Genomic DNA, 16,249 nt, shown 5'->3' on the forward strand with positions numbered 1-16,249 from the left:
ACTGGCGTTGGGTGGGTAACCACCAGGAAGCGGCAACAGCAAGCCCAAACCACGGATCGCACGCCTGGGCCGGGGTCACGTAGTCATCTGTTCGTCATGCCCGGAAACCGGGGGTGTCCGGCAGGTAGCCTGACCTATAGAACATCTTTCCCCAGGAGATCCACGTGAGACTATCCACCCAGCCCGTCACCAACGCACCCCTCTCGGAAGTAGACCCCGAGATCGCAGCCGTCCTCGACGGTGAACTGGCCCGCCAGCGGAACACGCTGGAAATGATCGCATCCGAGAACTTCGCGCCGCGTGCCGTCCTTGAGGCTCAGGGCTCAGTCTTGACCAACAAGTACGCCGAGGGCTATCCCGGCCGCCGCTACTACGGCGGCTGCGAGCAGGTGGACGTCGCCGAGAACCTGGCCATCGAACGGGTCAAGGCCCTTTTCGGTGCTGAGTTCGCCAACGTTCAGCCGCACTCCGGCGCCCAGGCCAATGCCGCGGCGCTCGCCGCCCTGATCAAGCCCGGTGAGAAGATCATGGGCCTGAACCTCGCCCACGGCGGGCACCTGACCCACGGCATGAAGCTGAACTTCTCCGGCAAGCTGTACGAAGTTGCCGCGTACGGCGTGGACGAGCAGACCTACCGCGTGGACATGGACAAAGTCCGCGAGCAGGCGCTGGCCGAGCGGCCCCAGGTCATCATCGCCGGCTGGTCCGCCTACCCCCGCCAGCTGGACTTCGCTGCCTTCCGGTCCATCGCGGACGAGGTTGGCGCCTACCTGTGGACGGACATGGCCCACTTCGCCGGCCTGGTGGCGGCCGGTCTGCACCCGAGCCCGGTCCCGTACTCCGACGTCGTGACCTCCACGGTGCACAAGACCCTCGCCGGTCCCCGTTCCGGCATGATCCTGGCCAAGGAAGAATTCGGCAAGAAGATCAACTCCAGCGTTTTCCCGGGACAGCAGGGCGGTCCGCTGATGCACGTCATCGCTGCCAAGGCTGTCGCCTTCAAGGTGGCCGGCTCGGAGGAATTCCGCGAACGGCAGGAACGCGTTCTGGAAGGCGCGCGGATCATCGCCGACCGCCTCACGGCAACGGATGTGGCCGAACACGGTGTTTCGGTCCTGACCGGCGGTACCGACGTGCACCTGATCCTGGTGGACCTGCGCAACTCCAAGCTGGACGGCAAGCAGGCCGAAGACCTGCTGCATTCGGTTGGCATCACGGTGAACCGCAACTCCATCCCGTTCGATCCCCGCCCGCCCATGGTCACCTCCGGCCTGCGCATCGGCACCCCCGCGCTGGCCACCCGCGGCTTCGGCGCGCCGGAGTTCACCGAGGTCGCCGAGATCATCGCCGCGGCGCTGAAGCCCGCCCCGGATGCCGATGACCTGCGCCGCCGGGTCTCGGTGCTCGCCCAGGACTTCCCGCTGTACTCCGGACAGGAAGAGTGGTGAGCATGGAGCAGGGCACCAATATGGAAGGAAACGTCGAGCTGGAAACCAAGACGCCGGAAACCGCACAGCGTCTGGACGGCCTGAAGGCAGCCCGGGAGATCAAGGCAGAACTGGCTGAACGGATCCAGGTCCTCGCCCAGGAGCACGGCATCACCCCCGGACTGGGAACCGTCCTGGTGGGCGATGACCCGGCCAGCCACTCCTACGTGGGCGGCAAACACAAGGACTGCGCACAGGTGGGCATCAACTCGATCCGCCGGGACCTGCCGGAGGACATCAGCCAGGAGGACCTGGAAAAGGTCATCGATGAGCTCAACGCAGACCCGGCCACGACCGGCTACATTGTGCAGCTGCCGCTGCCCAAGCACCTGGACACCAACGCCATCCTTGAACGCATCGCTCCCGAAAAGGATGCCGACGGGCTGCACCCGGTGAACCTTGGCCGGCTGGTGCTCAACGTGTCCGATGCGATGACCTCGCCGCTGCCCTGCACGCCCCACGGGATCGTGCAGCTGCTGGTCCGCAACGGCATCGCCCTCACGGGCAAGCACGTGCTGGTTGTGGGCCGCGGGGTTACGGTTGGCCGTCCGCTGGGCCTGCTGCTGACCCGCCGGCCGATCAACGCCACGGTCACGCTCGCCCACACCGGCACCGTGAACCTGCCCGAACTCCTGCGCGACGCGGACGTTGTGGTGGCCGCCGCAGGATTCCCCGGCATGATCAAGGCCGCTGAGCTGAAGCCCGGGGCGATTGTCCTGGATGTCGGCGTCACCCGCGTCACCGACCCGGAAACCGGAAAGACCACGCTGATGGGCGACGTCGACAAGGACGCAGCCGCCGTCGCGTCCTGGATCTCCCCGAACCCGGGCGGCGTCGGCCCGATGACCCGCGCCATGCTGCTGTCCAACGTGGTCGAAGCTGCCGAACGCCAGGCCGGAATCCTGGCCGGCTAAGCCGCTCCGCACCGGCGCAGGCCCGTCCGCCCTTTGGCGTGCGGGCCTGCGCCGTTCCTAGCCATACTTGCACTATGCTTGCCGGGTGCCGCAGATCACATCATCCGCCCCGCCTGCCAAGCAGGCCTTCCGGGGCCCCGTCATCTCAGCCGTGAACCTCACGAAATCCTATGGAGATTTCACCGCGGTGGACGGTATCAGTTTCGACGTTCCGGCGGGGGAGTCCTTTGGGCTGCTCGGGCCCAACGGGGCGGGCAAATCCACCACCATGAAGATGATCGGCGGTGTCTCCCGGCGCACCTCCGGGGACCTGCGGATCATGGGGCTGGACCCGGACCGCAATGGACCCGAAGTCCGAGCCCACCTCGGCGTCGTGCCCCAGCAGGACAACCTGGACGAAGAGTTGAGGGTGCGGGACAACCTGCTCGCCTACGGGCGCTACTTCGGCCTCCCCAAGAGCTATCTGCAGCCCAAGGCGGACGAACTGCTGGAATTCGCCCAGCTGACCGACAAGGCCAAGGCCCGCGTCGACGACCTTTCCGGCGGGATGAAGCGCCGCCTCACCATCGCCCGCTCCCTGATCAACGATCCGAAGATCCTGCTGCTGGATGAGCCAACCACCGGCCTGGACCCGCAGGCCCGGCATATCCTCTGGGACCGGCTGTTCCGGCTGAAGGAAGCCGGAGTCACCCTGATCCTGACCACCCACTACATGGACGAGGCCGAGCAGCTCTGCGACCGGCTGATCGTGGTGGATAAAGGCACCATCATGGCGGAGGGTTCCCCGGCGTCGCTGATCCGGGAGCATTCCTCGCGGGAGGTGGTGGAGCTGCGGTTCGGCTCGGAGCGCAACACCACCGTCGCGGCCGAGCTGGAAGGCATCGGGGAACGGATCGAAACCCTGCCGGACCGGGTCCTCATCTACGCAGACAACGGCGAGCACGCCCTGGAAGCCGTCGGCTCGCGCGGCCTGCATCCGATTACCTCTTTGGTACGCCGCTCATCGCTGGAAGACGTCTTTCTCCGGCTGACCGGCAGGAGCCTCGTTGACTGAGCAGCAGACCCACGCCGTCCTCGGGCTGCGTTCTCCACTGACTCCAGAGGAAACGGCGCGCCGTGCCCGCCGCTACGGCGCCGTCTACTACGCCGAGCATTGGCTGCGCCGGATGCGCGGCTATGGCTGGACCGTGCTGGTCACTGCAGTCGGCACCCCGCTGGTCTACCTCTTTGGTATGGGGGTGGGGCTGGCGTCGCTGGTTGACACCGGGACCAACGCAGCGTTCGACGCCGGGAACGGCACCTCGGTGTCCTACCTGCTGTTCGTGGGGCCGGCCCTGCTGGCCACCGCCTCGATCATGGTCTGCAGCGAAGAAAACACGTATACGGTGATGTCCGGGTTCAAGTGGCGGCGGACTTATTACGGTCCCAATGCGTCCCCGCTGCGCAGCGCCCAGCTGGTGGACGGACATGTGCTGGGCCTGACCACCCGGCTGCTCATCACCTGTGGAACCTACTTTGTGTTCCTGCTGCTCTTCGGCGCGGTCGGGAACCCGGCCACCGCCTGGCTGATGGTGCTCACAGCGATCCTCGGCGGTCTCGCATTCGGCCTGCCCCTGATGGCGTACAGCTCCTCGATCACCGAAGACCGGGGCCAGTTCGCCATGGTGCAGCGCTTCATCGTGATGCCGTTGTTCCTGTTCTCCGGCACCTTCTTCCCCTTGGATACGCTGCCGCTGGTCATCCGCTGGATCGGCTGGATCTCTCCGCTGTGGCACGCGTCCGAGCTGGGCCGGATGGTCAGCTACGGCCTGGCGGAACCTGTCCTCGTGACCGTTGGCCACCTCGCCTACCTGCTCCTGCTGGCCGTCGCCGGCTGGCTGCTCGCGCGGCGGAATTTCACCCGGAGGCTGGGCAAATGAGTGGAGCGCACCATGCCGGCGCCCGGATAACCACCGGTGGGGACCCTGGGGAAACGGCGGGCCGGCAGGCGCTGGCAGACCTGCCCGAACCCCGCCAGCGTTTCCTCGGTTCCCTGTACGGCCGGAACATCCGGGCGGTCTTCGCCCGTGGACTCAAAGCCACCTGGGGAAACAACTGGTCGATCATGATCAGCGGGTTCGTCGAGCCCGTGCTCTACCTGATTGCCATGGGCATCGGCCTCGGGTCGCTGATCGGCACGGTTACCGGTCCGGGCGGGGAGCAGGTCAGCTACGCGGCCTACATCGCGCCGGCGCTGCTTGCCGTTTCCGCCATGAACGGCGCCATCTACGACTCCACCATGAACGTGTTCTTCAAGCTCAACTTCGCCCGGTTGTACGAGGGGATGCTGGCAACCTCCCTTGGACCGCTGGACGTGGCCATGGGTGAGATCCTGCTTGCCCTGCTGCGGGGCGGAATGTACGCCACGGGTTTCACCGCCGTTATGGCTGCGATGGGCCTGATCACGTCCCCTGCCGCGTTGCTGATGATCCCGGCCGCAGTGGTTATCGCCTTTGGCTTCGCCTCCATCGGCATGGCGATCACCAGCTACATGAAGACGTTCCAGCAGTTGGATTGGGTGAGCTTCGTGATGCTGCCCATGTTCCTGTTCTCGGCCACGTTCTACCCGCTGAGTGTCTACCCGCAGAGCATCCAGTGGGTTATCCAGGCGCTGCCGCTGTGGCACGGTGTGGAAATGCTGCGGCAGATCAGTGCAGGGGCTTTCGGTTTGGAGACCGCAGGGCACCTGCTCTACTTCGTGGTCATGATCGGCTTTGGCCTGGTAGTCACGACACGGCGGCTGGAAGCCCTTTTCCAGAAGTAGCCGCGTTCCAGAAGCGGCGGTGTCCAGAAGCAGCAGTGTCCAGAAGCGGCAGCGTCCAGCGGTCTCCAGGAAACAGCCTCGGCCGCTCAGGAGGAGCGTGCCCGGGCTGCCAGCGCGGCCTGCAGCCTGGACTCGACGCCCAGCTTGGCCAGCACGTGGGAGACATGCGTCTTCACCGTGGTTTCAGAGATACCCAGCCGGCGGGCAATCCGGACGTTGCTCAGTCCTTCGCCCAGGCAGTCCAGGACCTCGCTTTCACGGCCGGTGAGCTCCACTGCCGGAGGGGACGGGGCTGCACCTGAGGCTTGCCGGCTGACCGCCGCGGCGACCAGCCGGCCAGCGACCTCGGGGGCAATAACGGTTCCGCCCTCGTGCACACGGCGCAGTGCCGTCGTGATTTCTGCCGGTTCGGCGGTCTTCAGCAGGAACCCGGCAGCTCCGGCGGCCAGGACCCCGAACAGGTAGGAGTCATGGTCGAAGGTGGTCAGCGCAACCACCTTCGCCAGACCGTCCGCAATGATGGTTCCGGTTGCCTCCACGCCGTCCATCACCGGCATTCGCAGATCCATGAGGACGACGTCGGGCTGCAGCGCCCGGGCCATGGAGACAGCGGTGGCGCCGTCGCCGGCCTCGCCGACTACTTCAAATCCAGGTTCCACCTCGATGACCATGCGCATTCCCAGACGGATCGCCGCGTGATCGTCGGCCAGCAGGACCCTGAGCGTTCCACTCATGCTTTGGTACCCCCATGGACTGCGGAGCCGGTGCTGGCCGGGAACATCCGCTGCGGGCCGCCTGCCAGGCGATCTTGGGCGGCCACGCCGGCTTGTGCAGAGTCGGATTGTGCGGCGCCGGCCTGTGCAGGGTCGGATTGTGCGGCGCCGGCCTGTGCAGGCCCGGATCGGGCGGCGCCGGACGCCAGGGGAGTGTCCGGAAGGACTGCCTCCACCGCCCAGCCGCTGCCCCGTGGCCCCGCGGACGCGTATCCGCCAAGCTGTTCTGCCCGGGCCAGCATGCTGGGGATGCCGGTCCCGGTGCCAACTCCGTGGTCCGCCGCGGAGGCGGCAGCACCGGTGGCGCTCGAATCAGGGCTTGTGCCGCCGTCGTTCTCAACCTGCAGCCGGACCCCGGCGGGAACCGGGTCAAGGGACATCCGGACGGCTGCCCCAGGTGCATGGCGTCCCGCGTTGACCAGCGCTTCCGTGACTATCCGGTAAAGGGCAGCCTGCACAGGCCCGGGGAGCCCGGCACCGCCGCCGGGCAGTCCATTGGTCCACTTGATCGTCAGCCCGGCAGCCCGGTGGCCATCCACCACGGCATCCAGATCCGCGGCGTTCCCGGCGAGGGGGCGGGGCTCGCCGGTACTGAGCATCCGGATCATGCCGTTGAGTTCCTCCAACCCCGCCACACTTTCCCGCCGCACATGGGAGAGCACTTCGCGTGACAGCCGGCCATCAGGGCTGCTCAGCGCAGCGCCGGACTGGAGCGCGATGGCGGACAGCCGCGAAGACAGGACGTCGTGAAGCTCACGGGCCATGTCCTGGCGTTCAGCCGCCAGCGCCAGCTCGTGCTCACGGGAGGCGAGGCTGGCCTGGTCGCGGGCAGCCTGCCGGATTGCCGCCGCCCGGGCGCTCTCACTTTCCGCCAGCTGGCCCGCCTTCCGGAGGTTGCCTGCCCATTCGGCAGGCAGCAGCAGCACCATCCCGGAGGTCAGGAGGAAAACCACACCCGCGGCAAGGCTCCCGGTCAGCAACCAGGCCGCAGCCCCGGACGCGGCGCAGACCGCCAGCATGGAGATCTCCGTGGTCCTCGCGGCCCGCGCCGAACCAAAGAGAACCAGCGAGAAGACGGCTTCAAAAGCGAAGAAGTACCCGCCTGCGCTCCCGGCCAGTGCCAGGGCCACGGCCGCGGCTGCACTGACGGTCACCATAAGGGCAGTCCGCCGGTGGCGCAGGACGACGGCAGCGGACCCGGCCACAGTGAGCAGCGGCCACCACGGAGCCAGCCAGGGCAGCAGCGGTTCACGGGTCGCAGTGATATCGACCGAATGCAGTAACCAGGCCAGGGCAGCGTAGCCCAGGGCCAGCAGCACGTCCTCGCGGCGGATCCGGCCGGAAGAAGAATTCATACCTCCATCCTGATGGCCCGGACCCCGGCAGCCAAGCAGGCCGCACCGGCCTGAGACGAAAGGATGAGGCCCGCTCCTCCCAATGCCGGATGCCCGCTGAATCCGCTCCCGGAAGAGTGAGGATATGACCTTGGAAATCCTGGCCCAATTGGCCATTCTCGCCCTCATCGACAGCACCAGCATCGGCACGCTCGTGATCCCCGTGTGGCTGCTCCTGCGCCCCGGTGCGCGCAGGACAGCCGGGAAGGTTGCGGTCTACCTGGGGGCAGTTGGGGTGTTCTATTTCCTGGTGGGGCTTGTCCTGCTGTCAGGAGCCACCGGGATCGCCGGTGTGCTGGGCAGCGGCAGCATCGGCTCTGTGCTGGAGCTGCCGGCGGTGCAGGCCGTGATGGTGGCAGCCGGGGCGGGCATGCTGGTCTGGTCATTCAAGGACTCAATCGGCATCTCCAAGCCTGGTGCCCGAAACAGCTCAGCAAGCGGAGCCGGTGCTGCCGGTCCGGGTGCCGCGGTTCCGGCGCCCGGTCCCGCAGCTGCGGAACCGGGACTCCAGATACCAGCCCAGACACCAGGCCGGGAGCCGGCCCAATCGAGCCCCCAGCGGGACCGGCCGGGCTCTGCGGCCGGCTACGCCACCACAGGCAGTACCACCGCAGGCAGTACCTCCGGCAGCGGAATTCCGGCCGGGACCCGCGGAGCCAAGGTGGCAACAGCCGAGCGTTCCGAGGCCACCGAGCGGCGGTGGCAGCATCGGATTGGCAGGGCACTGGACACCCGCGGCGGGCTGCTGGGCCTGGCCCTGCTCGCCGGGCTCCTCGAGCTGCCAACCATGCTGCCCTACCTCGCCGCCGTCGGTTTGCTGACCGGTTCCGGCACGGAATGGCCGGCATCTGCCGGGATTCTGGGACTCTACTGCCTAGTGATGCTGCTGCCGGCAGGACTCCTGGTTGCCGGCCGGCTGCTGCTGGGCCGGCTGCTGGATACCCCGTTGGAACGGCTGGGCGCCTGGCTGTCCAGGGTGTCCGGGGAGGCTGTGCTGTGGGTGGTGGGAATCGTCGGCTTCCTGATCCTGCGGGCAGGGCTTGCCGGGCTCTTCCCCGGCGCGGCCTGGAACCCGTTCGGCTGAGCACCCGGCAAGTCAGTTGGTCAGTCGGCGGCGGCCAGCGCCGAGCTGAAGATCCGGGTCATGGCTTCGTTGAAAAGGACGAACTCGACCGTGTCTATCCCCGTCCCCGGATGATTACGGACGGTCTGCACGGCAATCTCCGCGACTGTTCCGGCGTCCCACCCGTAGACCCCGGCGCTGATCGCCGGGAAGGCGACCGATGCCGCACCCAGTGAGACCGCCGCGTCCAGGCTGTTCCGGAACGCTGCCGCGAGCAGGCGGGGATCTGTCTGGCCGGCGTGCCGGTTGGGGCCGACGGTGTGGATAACCCAGCGCGCCGGCAAGGCAAACCCCTCGGTAACCGCTGCCTGGCCGACTGCGAGTCCGTCCCGGTAGTCGCCGGCCCGCAGGGCCCGGCACGCCTCGAGCAGTTCAGGCCCGGCGGCCCGGTGGATCGCGCCGTCAACACCGCCGCCGCCAAGCAGGGAGGAGTTCGCGGCATTCACCACGGCGTCCACAGACCGCCGGGTGATGTCGCCTGTCACTGCCTTCATCTCCATCGCACCAGCCTCCCAGCAGGGTCACCCGCCCGGCAACCGACGGGCCGGCGTAACCGGAACCAAGAGCAATCCGCCGCTCCGGGTTTCGCCGTGGGGGTAAGCGGAATCGATCTGCATGAATTTTTGAGAGAATAAGTCCATGCAGTCCATCCCTAACGGCAAAACGCCGCCAGCATCCAGCCCCGGCAGGGGAATCAGCCGCAAGATGGCCACCATCGGCACCACGCTTATGGTGTTTGTGTTCATCGTGGCCGTGATCTTCGCCGCCAATGAGAACGACGTCGTTGGCTGGCTGGTGGTGATTATCTCCCTTGGGTGGCTTGTCCTGTTCGCCTTCGTGGTCTTCAGCATCCGCGGCGCTGCCCGGAAGGCAGGCGCCAAGCTGGCGGAAGCGCAGGATTCCCTCAACCGGGCAGCCGGCGGAGCTCCGTCAGTCCAGGTCATGGATGAGGCAACCACGATCCGCGACCAGAAGCTGGACCACAGCTTCAAGATCATCCAGGTGCAGTCCCGGGTGATCCGCGAGAACCTGGGCAGCGACGAGGGCCAGGTTGAGCGGGCGATCGAGACGATTGAAATCACCGCGCACAATGCCCGCGGAATGATGAAAAAGGACGACGGCGGCCCGGTCGAGGGCACGCTCGTCGACTGAGCCGGGGAGTACCGCGCAGGCCGCATGCCCTCTCGATGGGCGTGCCGCACAAGATGAACCCGCAAGCTACCGAGGGGTAAGGTTATTGGCGTGAGCATGGCATCTGCAGGGGAGCCCAGCCCCGCATCGGCACTGGGAACACTGAGAATCGCGACGGTCAACGTCAACGGCATCAGGGCCGCGTACAAGCGCGGCATGGCCGACTGGCTGGCCGACCGGGACATCGACATCCTCTGCCTGCAGGAGGTGCGTGCGCCGGACGCGATCGTCCGGGAGCTGCTCGGCGACGAATGGCACATCCTGCATGCCGAAGCGGAGGCCAAGGGCCGCGCCGGCGTCGCCATCGCCTCGCGGCATGAGCCGGTCGCCGTGCGAGAACACATCGGGGAAGACTACTTCGCCCTCTCCGGACGCTGGGTCGAAGCGGACTTCAAGGTCCCCGTCGACGGCGAGGAGAAGCTGCTGACCGTCGTCAGCGCCTACGTGCACTCCGGCGAAGCCGGAACACCCAAGCAGGAGGACAAGTACCGCTTCCTGGACGTTATGGCCGCTCGGCTGCCCGTACTGGCCGCGACCAGCGACTACGCCCTGATCGTCGGCGACCTCAATGTCGGCCACACCACCTTGGACATCAAGAACTGGAAGGGCAACGTCAAGAAGTCGGGCTTCCTGCCTGAAGAACGTGCCTACTTCGACCGCTTCCTCGGAGAAGAAATCGGCTACGTCGATGTGGCCCGCCGGCTCGCCGGCGACGTGGCCGGGCCCTATACCTGGTGGTCCTGGCGCGGCCAGGCCTTCGACAATGACGCCGGCTGGCGCATCGACTACCACATGGCCACACCGGGCCTGGCGGAACGAGCCGTCAGCGCCGTCGTGGACCGTGCCGCCACTTACGACACCCGTTTCTCGGACCACGCTCCCGTCGTGGTCGACTACCAGTTCTGAGGTCCTGGACAAATGACTGAAACCCCCACAACACCTGCTACACGTCAACGCATCCTCTCCGGCATGCAGCCGTCCGCAGATTCCCTGCATCTGGGCAACTACCTCGGTGCACTGGTGAACTGGGTGCGGCTGCAGGAGCAGTACGACGCCTACTTCTTCATCCCTGACCTGCACGCCATCACGGTGCCGCAGGATCCAGACGACCTGCGCAAACGGACCCGGGTCACTGCTGCGCAGTACATTGCCGGGGGAGTGGACCCGGACCGCGCCACCCTCTTTGTCCAGTCCCAGGTTCCCGAGCACACGCAGCTGGCCTGGGTGCTGAACTGCCTGACCGGTTTCGGCGAAGCTTCGCGGATGACGCAGTTCAAGGACAAGCAGCAGCGCTTCGGGGCGGACGCCGCGAGCGTGGGCCTGTTCACCTACCCCATCCTGCAGGTGGCTGACATCCTTCTCTACCAGCCGCACGGTGTTCCGGTCGGTGAAGACCAGCGCCAGCACGTTGAACTGAGCCGGGACCTGGCCAAGCGCTTCAACAGCCGGTACGGGGAAACCTTCACGGTTCCGGAAGTCTTCATCCAGAAGGACTCCGCGAAGATCTACGACCTGCAAAACCCGGCCGCGAAGATGTCGAAGTCTGCCGCATCGCCGGCAGGCCTGATCAACCTGCTGGATCCGGACAAGGTCATCGCCAAGCGGATCAAGTCGGCTGTCACCGACGACGGCACCGAGATCCGGTTCGACCGCGAGGCCAAGCCGGGCATCTCCAACCTGCTCTCCATCTATTCGCTCATCTCCGGCCGCAGCGTTGACACCCTGGTGAAGGAGTACGAAGGAAAGATGTACGGACATCTCAAGGTAGACCTTGCAGACGCCGTGACTGAACATGTCCGCCCCATCCGCGAACGGGCCCTCGAACTGCTGGACGATCCGGCGGAACTCGACCGGCTGCTCGCTCACGGTGCAATGAAAGCCCGCGAGAGCGCGTCGGCTACACTGGCCGATGTGTACGAGAAGATGGGTTTCCTGCCACTGGGTTCCACGACTCGCTAAATCTCATGGGCTACACGAACTCGACGGTGCAAATCCCACCCGGCGCGGCGCGCGGCGGCAGAGACCTAACGCCCGAAATGCCGTGCCAGGTCGGAATCGTCATCCCCGTTCCCGAGCCCATGGCCTCCGAGCTGCAACGGGCACGCGCGTCCTTCGGTGACCCGATGGCCTCCGTGATCCCGGCCCACATCACCCTGGTGACCACCACCCCGGCCACCGACTGGCCCTCAGCGCTGCGCCACGTCCGGCAGGTTACTGCCGCACACCGCCCGTTCACCGTAACCCTGCGCGGCACCGCATCGTTCCGGCCGGTAACCCCGGTGGTGTACGTCCAGGTGGCCGAGGGGTTCGAGGAATGCTCACGCCTGCACCAGGAACTTCAGAGCGGGCCGCTGGAGCACAGGACCCCTTACCCCTACCATCCGCACGTAACCGTGGCGCACGATGTCAGCGAGGCGGGCATGGACGAAGCCCTCTCCTCGCTAAGCGGCTACGAAGCGAGCTTCCGCGTGGATCGGATCGGTGTATTCGAGCACAACGACCAAGGCCTCTGGATCCTGCGCGAGGACATGGCCCTCAGGGGCTAGGACACCCCACCGCCGGCGGACCTCCCTCGCCTACTGTGCCCTTCGCAGATACACGCGGGACCAGGCGGCGATGACCTCGGCGGCACGGGTGGTCTGCTCCCGATCCGGCATCAGATGGTCGGCCCCCTCAAGGGAAACAAAACTGCGCGGTGAACCGGCCGCCCGGAAGATCTCATCAGCGTTCTGCACGTCCACGGTCTTATCCTGCGGCGAGTGCATCACCAGAAGCGGAACCCCAAGGCCACTAATGCACTCTGCCAGGTCGTGCCGGAGCAGGTCATCCACCAACTCCTGCCGGATGGTCAGGGTCCGCCCGCCAAGTGAGACGTCGGCCTGGCCAAGGCGCGCGATTGTCTCCAGCTCATCTTCGAAGAGGTGCAGCACGTGGGAGGGGCGGAAAGGCGCCGCGATGGTCACGAGGGCCGCCAATTCAGGCACCATGGCCGCGGCGGCCAATGCCGCTGCCCCGCCGAGGGAATGGCCCACCAGCAGGGTGGCAGGGCGCCCCTGTGAGCGCAGATAGTCCACGGCGTTGAGTAGGTCCTGGACCTTTGTGCTGAAAGAGCCGTCCTCCCAGGTGCCAGTCGAGCGTCCCAGGCCCGCCGCATCATAGCGAAGGACGCCGATGCCCTGCTCCGACAGCGCCTTGGAGATACGGGAAGCCGCCGCACTGTTTTTACCCAAGGCAAAACCATGGCAGAACACAGCCCAGCCGAGCGTGCCGCCGTCGGGGATATCCAGGGTCCCGGCCAGCGTGGTGCCGTTGGCTCCGGGGAAGGTGACGGATTCGAACGCAGGCATGGCTAAACCCTATCCGCTCGGAAGAAGGGGCCAGAAAAGCAGAAAAACAGAAAAGCAGAAAAGCAGAAAAGCGGCGGCCCCGGTCAAAGACCGGAGCCGCCGCTTTCAGCAATTTCTGCGCAGTGGCTGTTGCCTAGATCGAGCGGCTCAGGATGGCCTGCTTGACCTCGGAAATCGCCTTCGTCACCTGGATGCCGCGGGGGCAGGCTTCCGAGCAGTTGAAGGTGGTGCGGCAGCGCCACACACCTTCCTTGTCGTTCAGGATCTCCAGCCGCATGTCTCCGGCGTCGTCACGCGAGTCGAAGATAAAGCGGTGGGCGTTCACGATCGCGGCCGGACCGAAGTACTGGCCATCGGTCCAGAACACCGGGCAGGAGGACGTGCACGCAGCGCAGAGAATGCACTTGGTGGTGTCGTCGAACCGCTCACGGTCCTCTGCGGACTGCAGGCGCTCCTTCGTGGGCTCATGGCCCTTGGACACGAGGAAGGGCATGATCTCGCGGTAGGACTGGAAGAACGGCTCCATGTCCACGATCAGGTCCTTCTCCACCGGGAGGCCCTTGATCGGCTCCACGAGGATCGGCTTGGAGGTATCCAGGTCCTTGAGCAGCGTCTTGCAGGCCAGGCGGTTGCGGCCGTTGATGCGCATGGCATCGGACCCGCAGACGCCGTGGGCGCAGGAGCGGCGGAAGGAAACGGAACCGTCGTGTTCCCACTTGACCTTGTGCAGGGCATCCAACACGCGGTCGGTACCGTACATGGTGAGGGTCCACTCGTCCCAGTACGCCTCGTCAGAGACCTCCGGGTTGTAGCGCCGGACCTTCAGGGTGATGTCGAAGGACGGGATTTCGCCACCGGTGGATTGGGCCAGATCGACCTTTGAGGCCGGCTCTGCTGCTTCCGTAGTCATTAGTACTTCCTCACCATCGGCTCGTAGCGCGTGAAAATAACCGGCTTGGTATCGAGCCGGATGCCGGCGGTGTGCTCGGCGTTGTCCGCTTCATCGACCTTGTAGGCCATGGAGTGCAGCATGAACTTCTCGTCATTGCGGTCCGGGAAGTCTTCACGGAAGTGGCCGCCGCGCGATTCCTCGCGGTGCAGGGCCGCAACCGTCATGACCTTGGCCAGTTCGAGCAGGAAGCCCAGCTCCACCGCCTCGAGCAGGTCAAGGTTGAAGCGCTTGCCCTTGTCCTGGACGTTGATCTTCTTGTAGCGCTCTTCGAGTTCCGCAATGTCGGAGAGCACCTGGTTGATGGTCTCAGCGGTGCGGAACACCTGCATGTTGGCATCCATGGTGTTCTGCAGGTCGCGGCGGATCTCCGAAACGCGCTCGGTTCCCTCGGAATTGCGCACCAGGTCCAGGAGGGCGATGGTCTCAGCCTCCGGATCTTCGGGCAGCTCGACGAAATCGGCCTGCAGTGCGTACTCAGCGGCGTAGATGCCGGCACGCTTACCGAAAACGTTGATATCCAGGAGGGAGTTGGTGCCCAAGCGGTTGGAACCGTGGACGGAGACGCAGGCAACCTCGCCCGCTGCGTACAGGCCGGGGATGACGGTCTCGTTGTCCTGGAGGACCTCGGCCTTGATGTTGGTCGGGATGCCGCCCATGACGTAGTGCGCGGTCGGGAAGACCGGCACGGGCTCCGTGTACGGCTCCACACCCAGGTAGGTACGGGCGAACTCGGTGATATCCGGGAGCTTGGCGTCGATGTGGGCCGGCTCCAGGTGGGTCAGGTCCAGCAGGACGTAGTCCTTGTTCGGGCCGCAGCCGCGGCCTTCCCGGACTTCGTTGGCCATGGAGCGGGCCACGATGTCACGGGGCGCCAGGTCCTTGATGGTGGGGGCGTAGCGCTCCATAAAGCGCTCACCCTCGGAGTTGCGCAGGATCGCGCCTTCGCCGCGGGCAGCTTCCGAGAGCAGGATGCCCAGGCCGGCCAGGCCGGTCGGGTGGAACTGGATGAACTCCATGTCTTCCAGCGGGATGCCCTTGCGGAAAGCGATGCCCATGCCGTCACCGGTCAGGGTGTGGGCATTGGAGGTGGTCTTGAAGACCTTGCCCGCGCCGCCGGTGGCGAAGACCACGGACTTGGCCTGGAAGACGTGCAGTTCACCGGATGCGAGGTCGTAGGAAACGACGCCGGCAACACGCTTCTGGCCGAAGCTGTCGGTGACAGTCAGCAGGTCCAGGACGTAGTACTCGTTGTAGAACTCAACGTTGTGCTTGACGCAGTTTTGGTACAGCGTCTGCAGGATCATGTGTCCGGTGCGGTCGGCTGCGTAACAGGCACGGCGGACCGGTGCCTTGCCGTGGTCACGGGTGTGGCCGCCGAAGCGGCGCTGGTCAATCCGGCCTTCGGGCGTGCGGTTGAACGGCAGGCCCATCTTTTCCAGGTCCAGCACTGCGTCAATGGCTTCTTTCGCCATGACTTCTGCTGCGTCCTGATCTACCAGGTAGTCGCCGCCCTTGACCGTGTCAAAGGTGTGCCACTCCCAGTTGTCTTCTTCTACGTTGGCCAGTGCTGCGCACATGCCGCCCTGCGCCGCGCCCGTGTGGGAGCGGGTGGGGTACAGCTTGGTCAGTACCGCCGTCCGTGCGCGCTGTCCGGATTCGATGGCGGCACGCATACCGGCGCCGCCGGCGCCGACTATGACGACGTCGTACTTATGGACCTGCATACCAGATGCTCTTTCTGTTGAAACTGAACCTTACTCAGGTCTTACTCAGGAGGAGTGCTGCGGTGCCTGTCCGGCTACGGGGCCGGGCAGAAGGACGGCAGCTGGTCCAGCGTGGCGTTGGCCGGGCACGGATCGAAGGTGAAGATCACGAGCGTGCCGAGCACGATGATGACGACGGTGGCTGAGTACAGGACCGTCTTGAGCCACATGCGGGTGGAGTTCTTTTCGGCGTAGTCGTTGATGATCGTCCGGACGCCGTTGGTGCCGTGGAGCATAGCCAGCCAGAGCATGACCAGGTCCCAGATCTGCCAGAGCGGGGAGGCCCACTTGCCGGCAACAAAACCGAAGTCGACGGCGTGGATGCCGTCGCCGACCATCAGGTTCACGAAGAGGTGCGTGAAGATCAGGACCACCAGGAGTGCACCTGAGATGCGCATGAACAGCCATGCGAACATCTCGAAGTTTCCCTTGCCCGACTTGCTGCGGGTGTAGCGGGGGGCAATGCGGCCGGCCCGGGGGGCTTCAATTGGCGTACTCATGA

Annotated in this window: 17 protein-coding genes; 10 read left to right on the forward strand and 7 right to left on the reverse strand. The window is 65.8% G+C overall.

The window, feature by feature from the left end; genetic code table 11:
- Positions 1–164 precede the first annotated feature (164 nt).
- From glyA to RTN46_RS02420, 5 genes are all read left to right on the forward strand, one after another.
- Complete coding sequence (gene glyA, locus RTN46_RS02400) at positions 165–1,448, forward strand: serine hydroxymethyltransferase (RefSeq protein WP_396157203.1); 1,284 nt, start codon at positions 165–167, stop codon at positions 1,446–1,448.
- Between the two features lie 20 nt (positions 1,449–1,468).
- Entirely contained in the window at positions 1,469–2,401 is a 933-nt protein-coding gene (locus RTN46_RS02405) for a bifunctional methylenetetrahydrofolate dehydrogenase/methenyltetrahydrofolate cyclohydrolase (protein ID WP_396157218.1), read from the forward strand.
- A gap of 85 nt (positions 2,402–2,486) precedes the next feature.
- Positions 2,487–3,455, forward strand: a complete 969-nt coding sequence (locus RTN46_RS02410) for an ABC transporter ATP-binding protein (protein ID WP_312178831.1) — start codon at positions 2,487–2,489, stop codon at positions 3,453–3,455.
- Positions 3,448–4,320, forward strand: a complete 873-nt coding sequence (locus RTN46_RS02415) for an ABC transporter permease (protein ID WP_312178832.1) — start codon at positions 3,448–3,450, stop codon at positions 4,318–4,320. The genes RTN46_RS02410 and RTN46_RS02415 overlap by 8 nt, the downstream gene beginning before the upstream one ends.
- Entirely contained in the window at positions 4,317–5,204 is an 888-nt protein-coding gene (locus RTN46_RS02420; RefSeq protein WP_312178833.1) for an ABC transporter permease, read from the forward strand. The genes RTN46_RS02415 and RTN46_RS02420 overlap by 4 nt, the downstream gene beginning before the upstream one ends.
- A gap of 86 nt (positions 5,205–5,290) precedes the next feature.
- On the opposite strand, the gene RTN46_RS02425 is transcribed toward RTN46_RS02420, so the two are convergent.
- Together RTN46_RS02425 and RTN46_RS02430 are read right to left on the reverse strand one after the other, a co-directional pair.
- Complete coding sequence (locus RTN46_RS02425) at positions 5,291–5,938, reverse strand: response regulator transcription factor (RefSeq protein ID WP_312178834.1); 648 nt, start codon at positions 5,936–5,938, stop codon at positions 5,291–5,293.
- The gene (locus RTN46_RS02430) at positions 5,935–7,332 is read right to left on the reverse strand and encodes a histidine kinase (protein ID WP_312178835.1); all 1,398 of its coding nucleotides are present in this window, start codon (positions 7,330–7,332) and stop codon (positions 5,935–5,937) included. The genes RTN46_RS02425 and RTN46_RS02430 overlap by 4 nt, the downstream gene beginning before the upstream one ends.
- A 124-nt stretch (positions 7,333–7,456) precedes the next feature.
- Here RTN46_RS02430 and RTN46_RS02435 point away from each other — a divergent pair, with 124 nt between their 5' ends.
- Entirely contained in the window at positions 7,457–8,455 is a 999-nt protein-coding gene (locus RTN46_RS02435) for a GAP family protein (RefSeq protein WP_312178836.1), read from the forward strand.
- Between the two features lie 20 nt (positions 8,456–8,475).
- Here RTN46_RS02435 and RTN46_RS02440 read toward each other — a convergent pair whose 3' ends face one another.
- Positions 8,476–8,994 (reverse strand): O-acetyl-ADP-ribose deacetylase, encoded by a 519-nt coding sequence (locus RTN46_RS02440; RefSeq protein ID WP_312178837.1) that lies wholly within the window; start codon positions 8,992–8,994, stop codon positions 8,476–8,478.
- Between the two features lie 139 nt (positions 8,995–9,133).
- Here RTN46_RS02440 and RTN46_RS02445 point away from each other — a divergent pair, with 139 nt between their 5' ends.
- The 4 genes from RTN46_RS02445 to RTN46_RS02460 all read left to right on the forward strand — a co-directional run bounded on the left by RTN46_RS02445 (position 9,134) and on the right by RTN46_RS02460 (position 12,231).
- Positions 9,134–9,646: a hypothetical protein gene (locus tag RTN46_RS02445; protein ID WP_312178838.1), complete on the forward strand. Its 513-nt coding sequence runs from the start codon at positions 9,134–9,136 to the stop codon at positions 9,644–9,646.
- 96 nt (positions 9,647–9,742) lie between these two features.
- Positions 9,743–10,591: an exodeoxyribonuclease III gene (locus RTN46_RS02450; protein WP_312178873.1), complete on the forward strand. Its 849-nt coding sequence runs from the start codon at positions 9,743–9,745 to the stop codon at positions 10,589–10,591.
- 12 nt (positions 10,592–10,603) lie between these two features.
- Positions 10,604–11,644 (forward strand): tryptophan--tRNA ligase, encoded by a 1,041-nt coding sequence (gene trpS / locus RTN46_RS02455; RefSeq protein WP_312178839.1) that lies wholly within the window; start codon positions 10,604–10,606, stop codon positions 11,642–11,644.
- 77 nt (positions 11,645–11,721) lie between these two features.
- On the forward strand, positions 11,722–12,231 hold the full coding sequence (locus RTN46_RS02460; RefSeq protein ID WP_312178840.1) for a 2'-5' RNA ligase family protein: 510 nt from the start codon (positions 11,722–11,724) through the stop codon (positions 12,229–12,231).
- 30 nt (positions 12,232–12,261) lie between these two features.
- On the opposite strand, the gene RTN46_RS02465 is transcribed toward RTN46_RS02460, so the two are convergent.
- The 4 genes from RTN46_RS02465 to RTN46_RS02480 form a co-directional block, all read right to left on the reverse strand.
- Positions 12,262–13,032 carry an alpha/beta fold hydrolase gene (locus RTN46_RS02465; protein ID WP_312178841.1) on the reverse strand — a complete coding sequence of 257 codons (771 nt, stop codon included), beginning with the start codon at positions 13,030–13,032 and terminating at the stop codon, positions 12,262–12,264.
- 133 nt (positions 13,033–13,165) lie between these two features.
- Entirely contained in the window at positions 13,166–13,942 is a 777-nt protein-coding gene (locus tag RTN46_RS02470) for a succinate dehydrogenase iron-sulfur subunit (protein WP_312178842.1), read from the reverse strand.
- A complete protein-coding gene (gene sdhA / locus RTN46_RS02475) occupies positions 13,942–15,708 on the reverse strand; it encodes a succinate dehydrogenase flavoprotein subunit (protein ID WP_312178843.1) in 1,767 nt (588 codons plus the stop codon). The genes RTN46_RS02470 and sdhA overlap by 1 nt, the downstream gene beginning before the upstream one ends.
- Positions 15,709–15,782: 74 nt before the next feature.
- Positions 15,783–16,247, reverse strand: coding sequence for a succinate dehydrogenase hydrophobic membrane anchor subunit (locus RTN46_RS02480; RefSeq protein ID WP_312178844.1), 465 nt, complete (start codon positions 16,245–16,247; stop codon positions 15,783–15,785).
- Positions 16,248–16,249 lie beyond the last annotated feature (2 nt).

Origin of the sequence: Arthrobacter sp., assembly GCF_031988865.1 — a bacterium.
Lineage (GTDB): Bacteria > Actinomycetota > Actinomycetes > Actinomycetales > Micrococcaceae > Arthrobacter_B.

Bases quoted from the DNA above. Each gene is read 5' to 3' on its own strand.
- RTN46_RS02405 (WP_396157218.1), top strand. From the start codon at position 1,469: ATGGAAGGAAACGTCGAGCTGGAAACCAAGACGCCGGAAACCGCACAG.
- RTN46_RS02420 (WP_312178833.1), top strand. From the start codon at position 4,317: ATGAGTGGAGCGCACCATGCCGGCGCCCGGATAACCACCGGTGGGGAC.
- RTN46_RS02425 (WP_312178834.1), bottom strand. From the start codon at position 5,938: ATGAGTGGAACGCTCAGGGTCCTGCTGGCCGACGATCACGCGGCGATC.
- RTN46_RS02430 (WP_312178835.1), bottom strand. From the start codon at position 7,332: ATGAATTCTTCTTCCGGCCGGATCCGCCGCGAGGACGTGCTGCTGGCC.
- RTN46_RS02435 (WP_312178836.1), top strand. From the start codon at position 7,457: ATGACCTTGGAAATCCTGGCCCAATTGGCCATTCTCGCCCTCATCGAC.
- RTN46_RS02440 (WP_312178837.1), bottom strand. From the start codon at position 8,994: ATGGAGATGAAGGCAGTGACAGGCGACATCACCCGGCGGTCTGTGGAC.
- RTN46_RS02445 (WP_312178838.1), top strand. From the start codon at position 9,134: ATGCAGTCCATCCCTAACGGCAAAACGCCGCCAGCATCCAGCCCCGGC.
- RTN46_RS02450 (WP_312178873.1), top strand. From the start codon at position 9,743: ATGGCATCTGCAGGGGAGCCCAGCCCCGCATCGGCACTGGGAACACTG.
- trpS (WP_312178839.1), top strand. From the start codon at position 10,604: ATGACTGAAACCCCCACAACACCTGCTACACGTCAACGCATCCTCTCC.
- RTN46_RS02460 (WP_312178840.1), top strand. From the start codon at position 11,722: ATGCCGTGCCAGGTCGGAATCGTCATCCCCGTTCCCGAGCCCATGGCC.
- RTN46_RS02465 (WP_312178841.1), bottom strand. From the start codon at position 13,032: ATGCCTGCGTTCGAATCCGTCACCTTCCCCGGAGCCAACGGCACCACG.
- RTN46_RS02470 (WP_312178842.1), bottom strand. From the start codon at position 13,942: ATGACTACGGAAGCAGCAGAGCCGGCCTCAAAGGTCGATCTGGCCCAA.
- sdhA (WP_312178843.1), bottom strand. From the start codon at position 15,708: ATGCAGGTCCATAAGTACGACGTCGTCATAGTCGGCGCCGGCGGCGCC.
- RTN46_RS02480 (WP_312178844.1), bottom strand. From the start codon at position 16,247: ATGAGTACGCCAATTGAAGCCCCCCGGGCCGGCCGCATTGCCCCCCGC.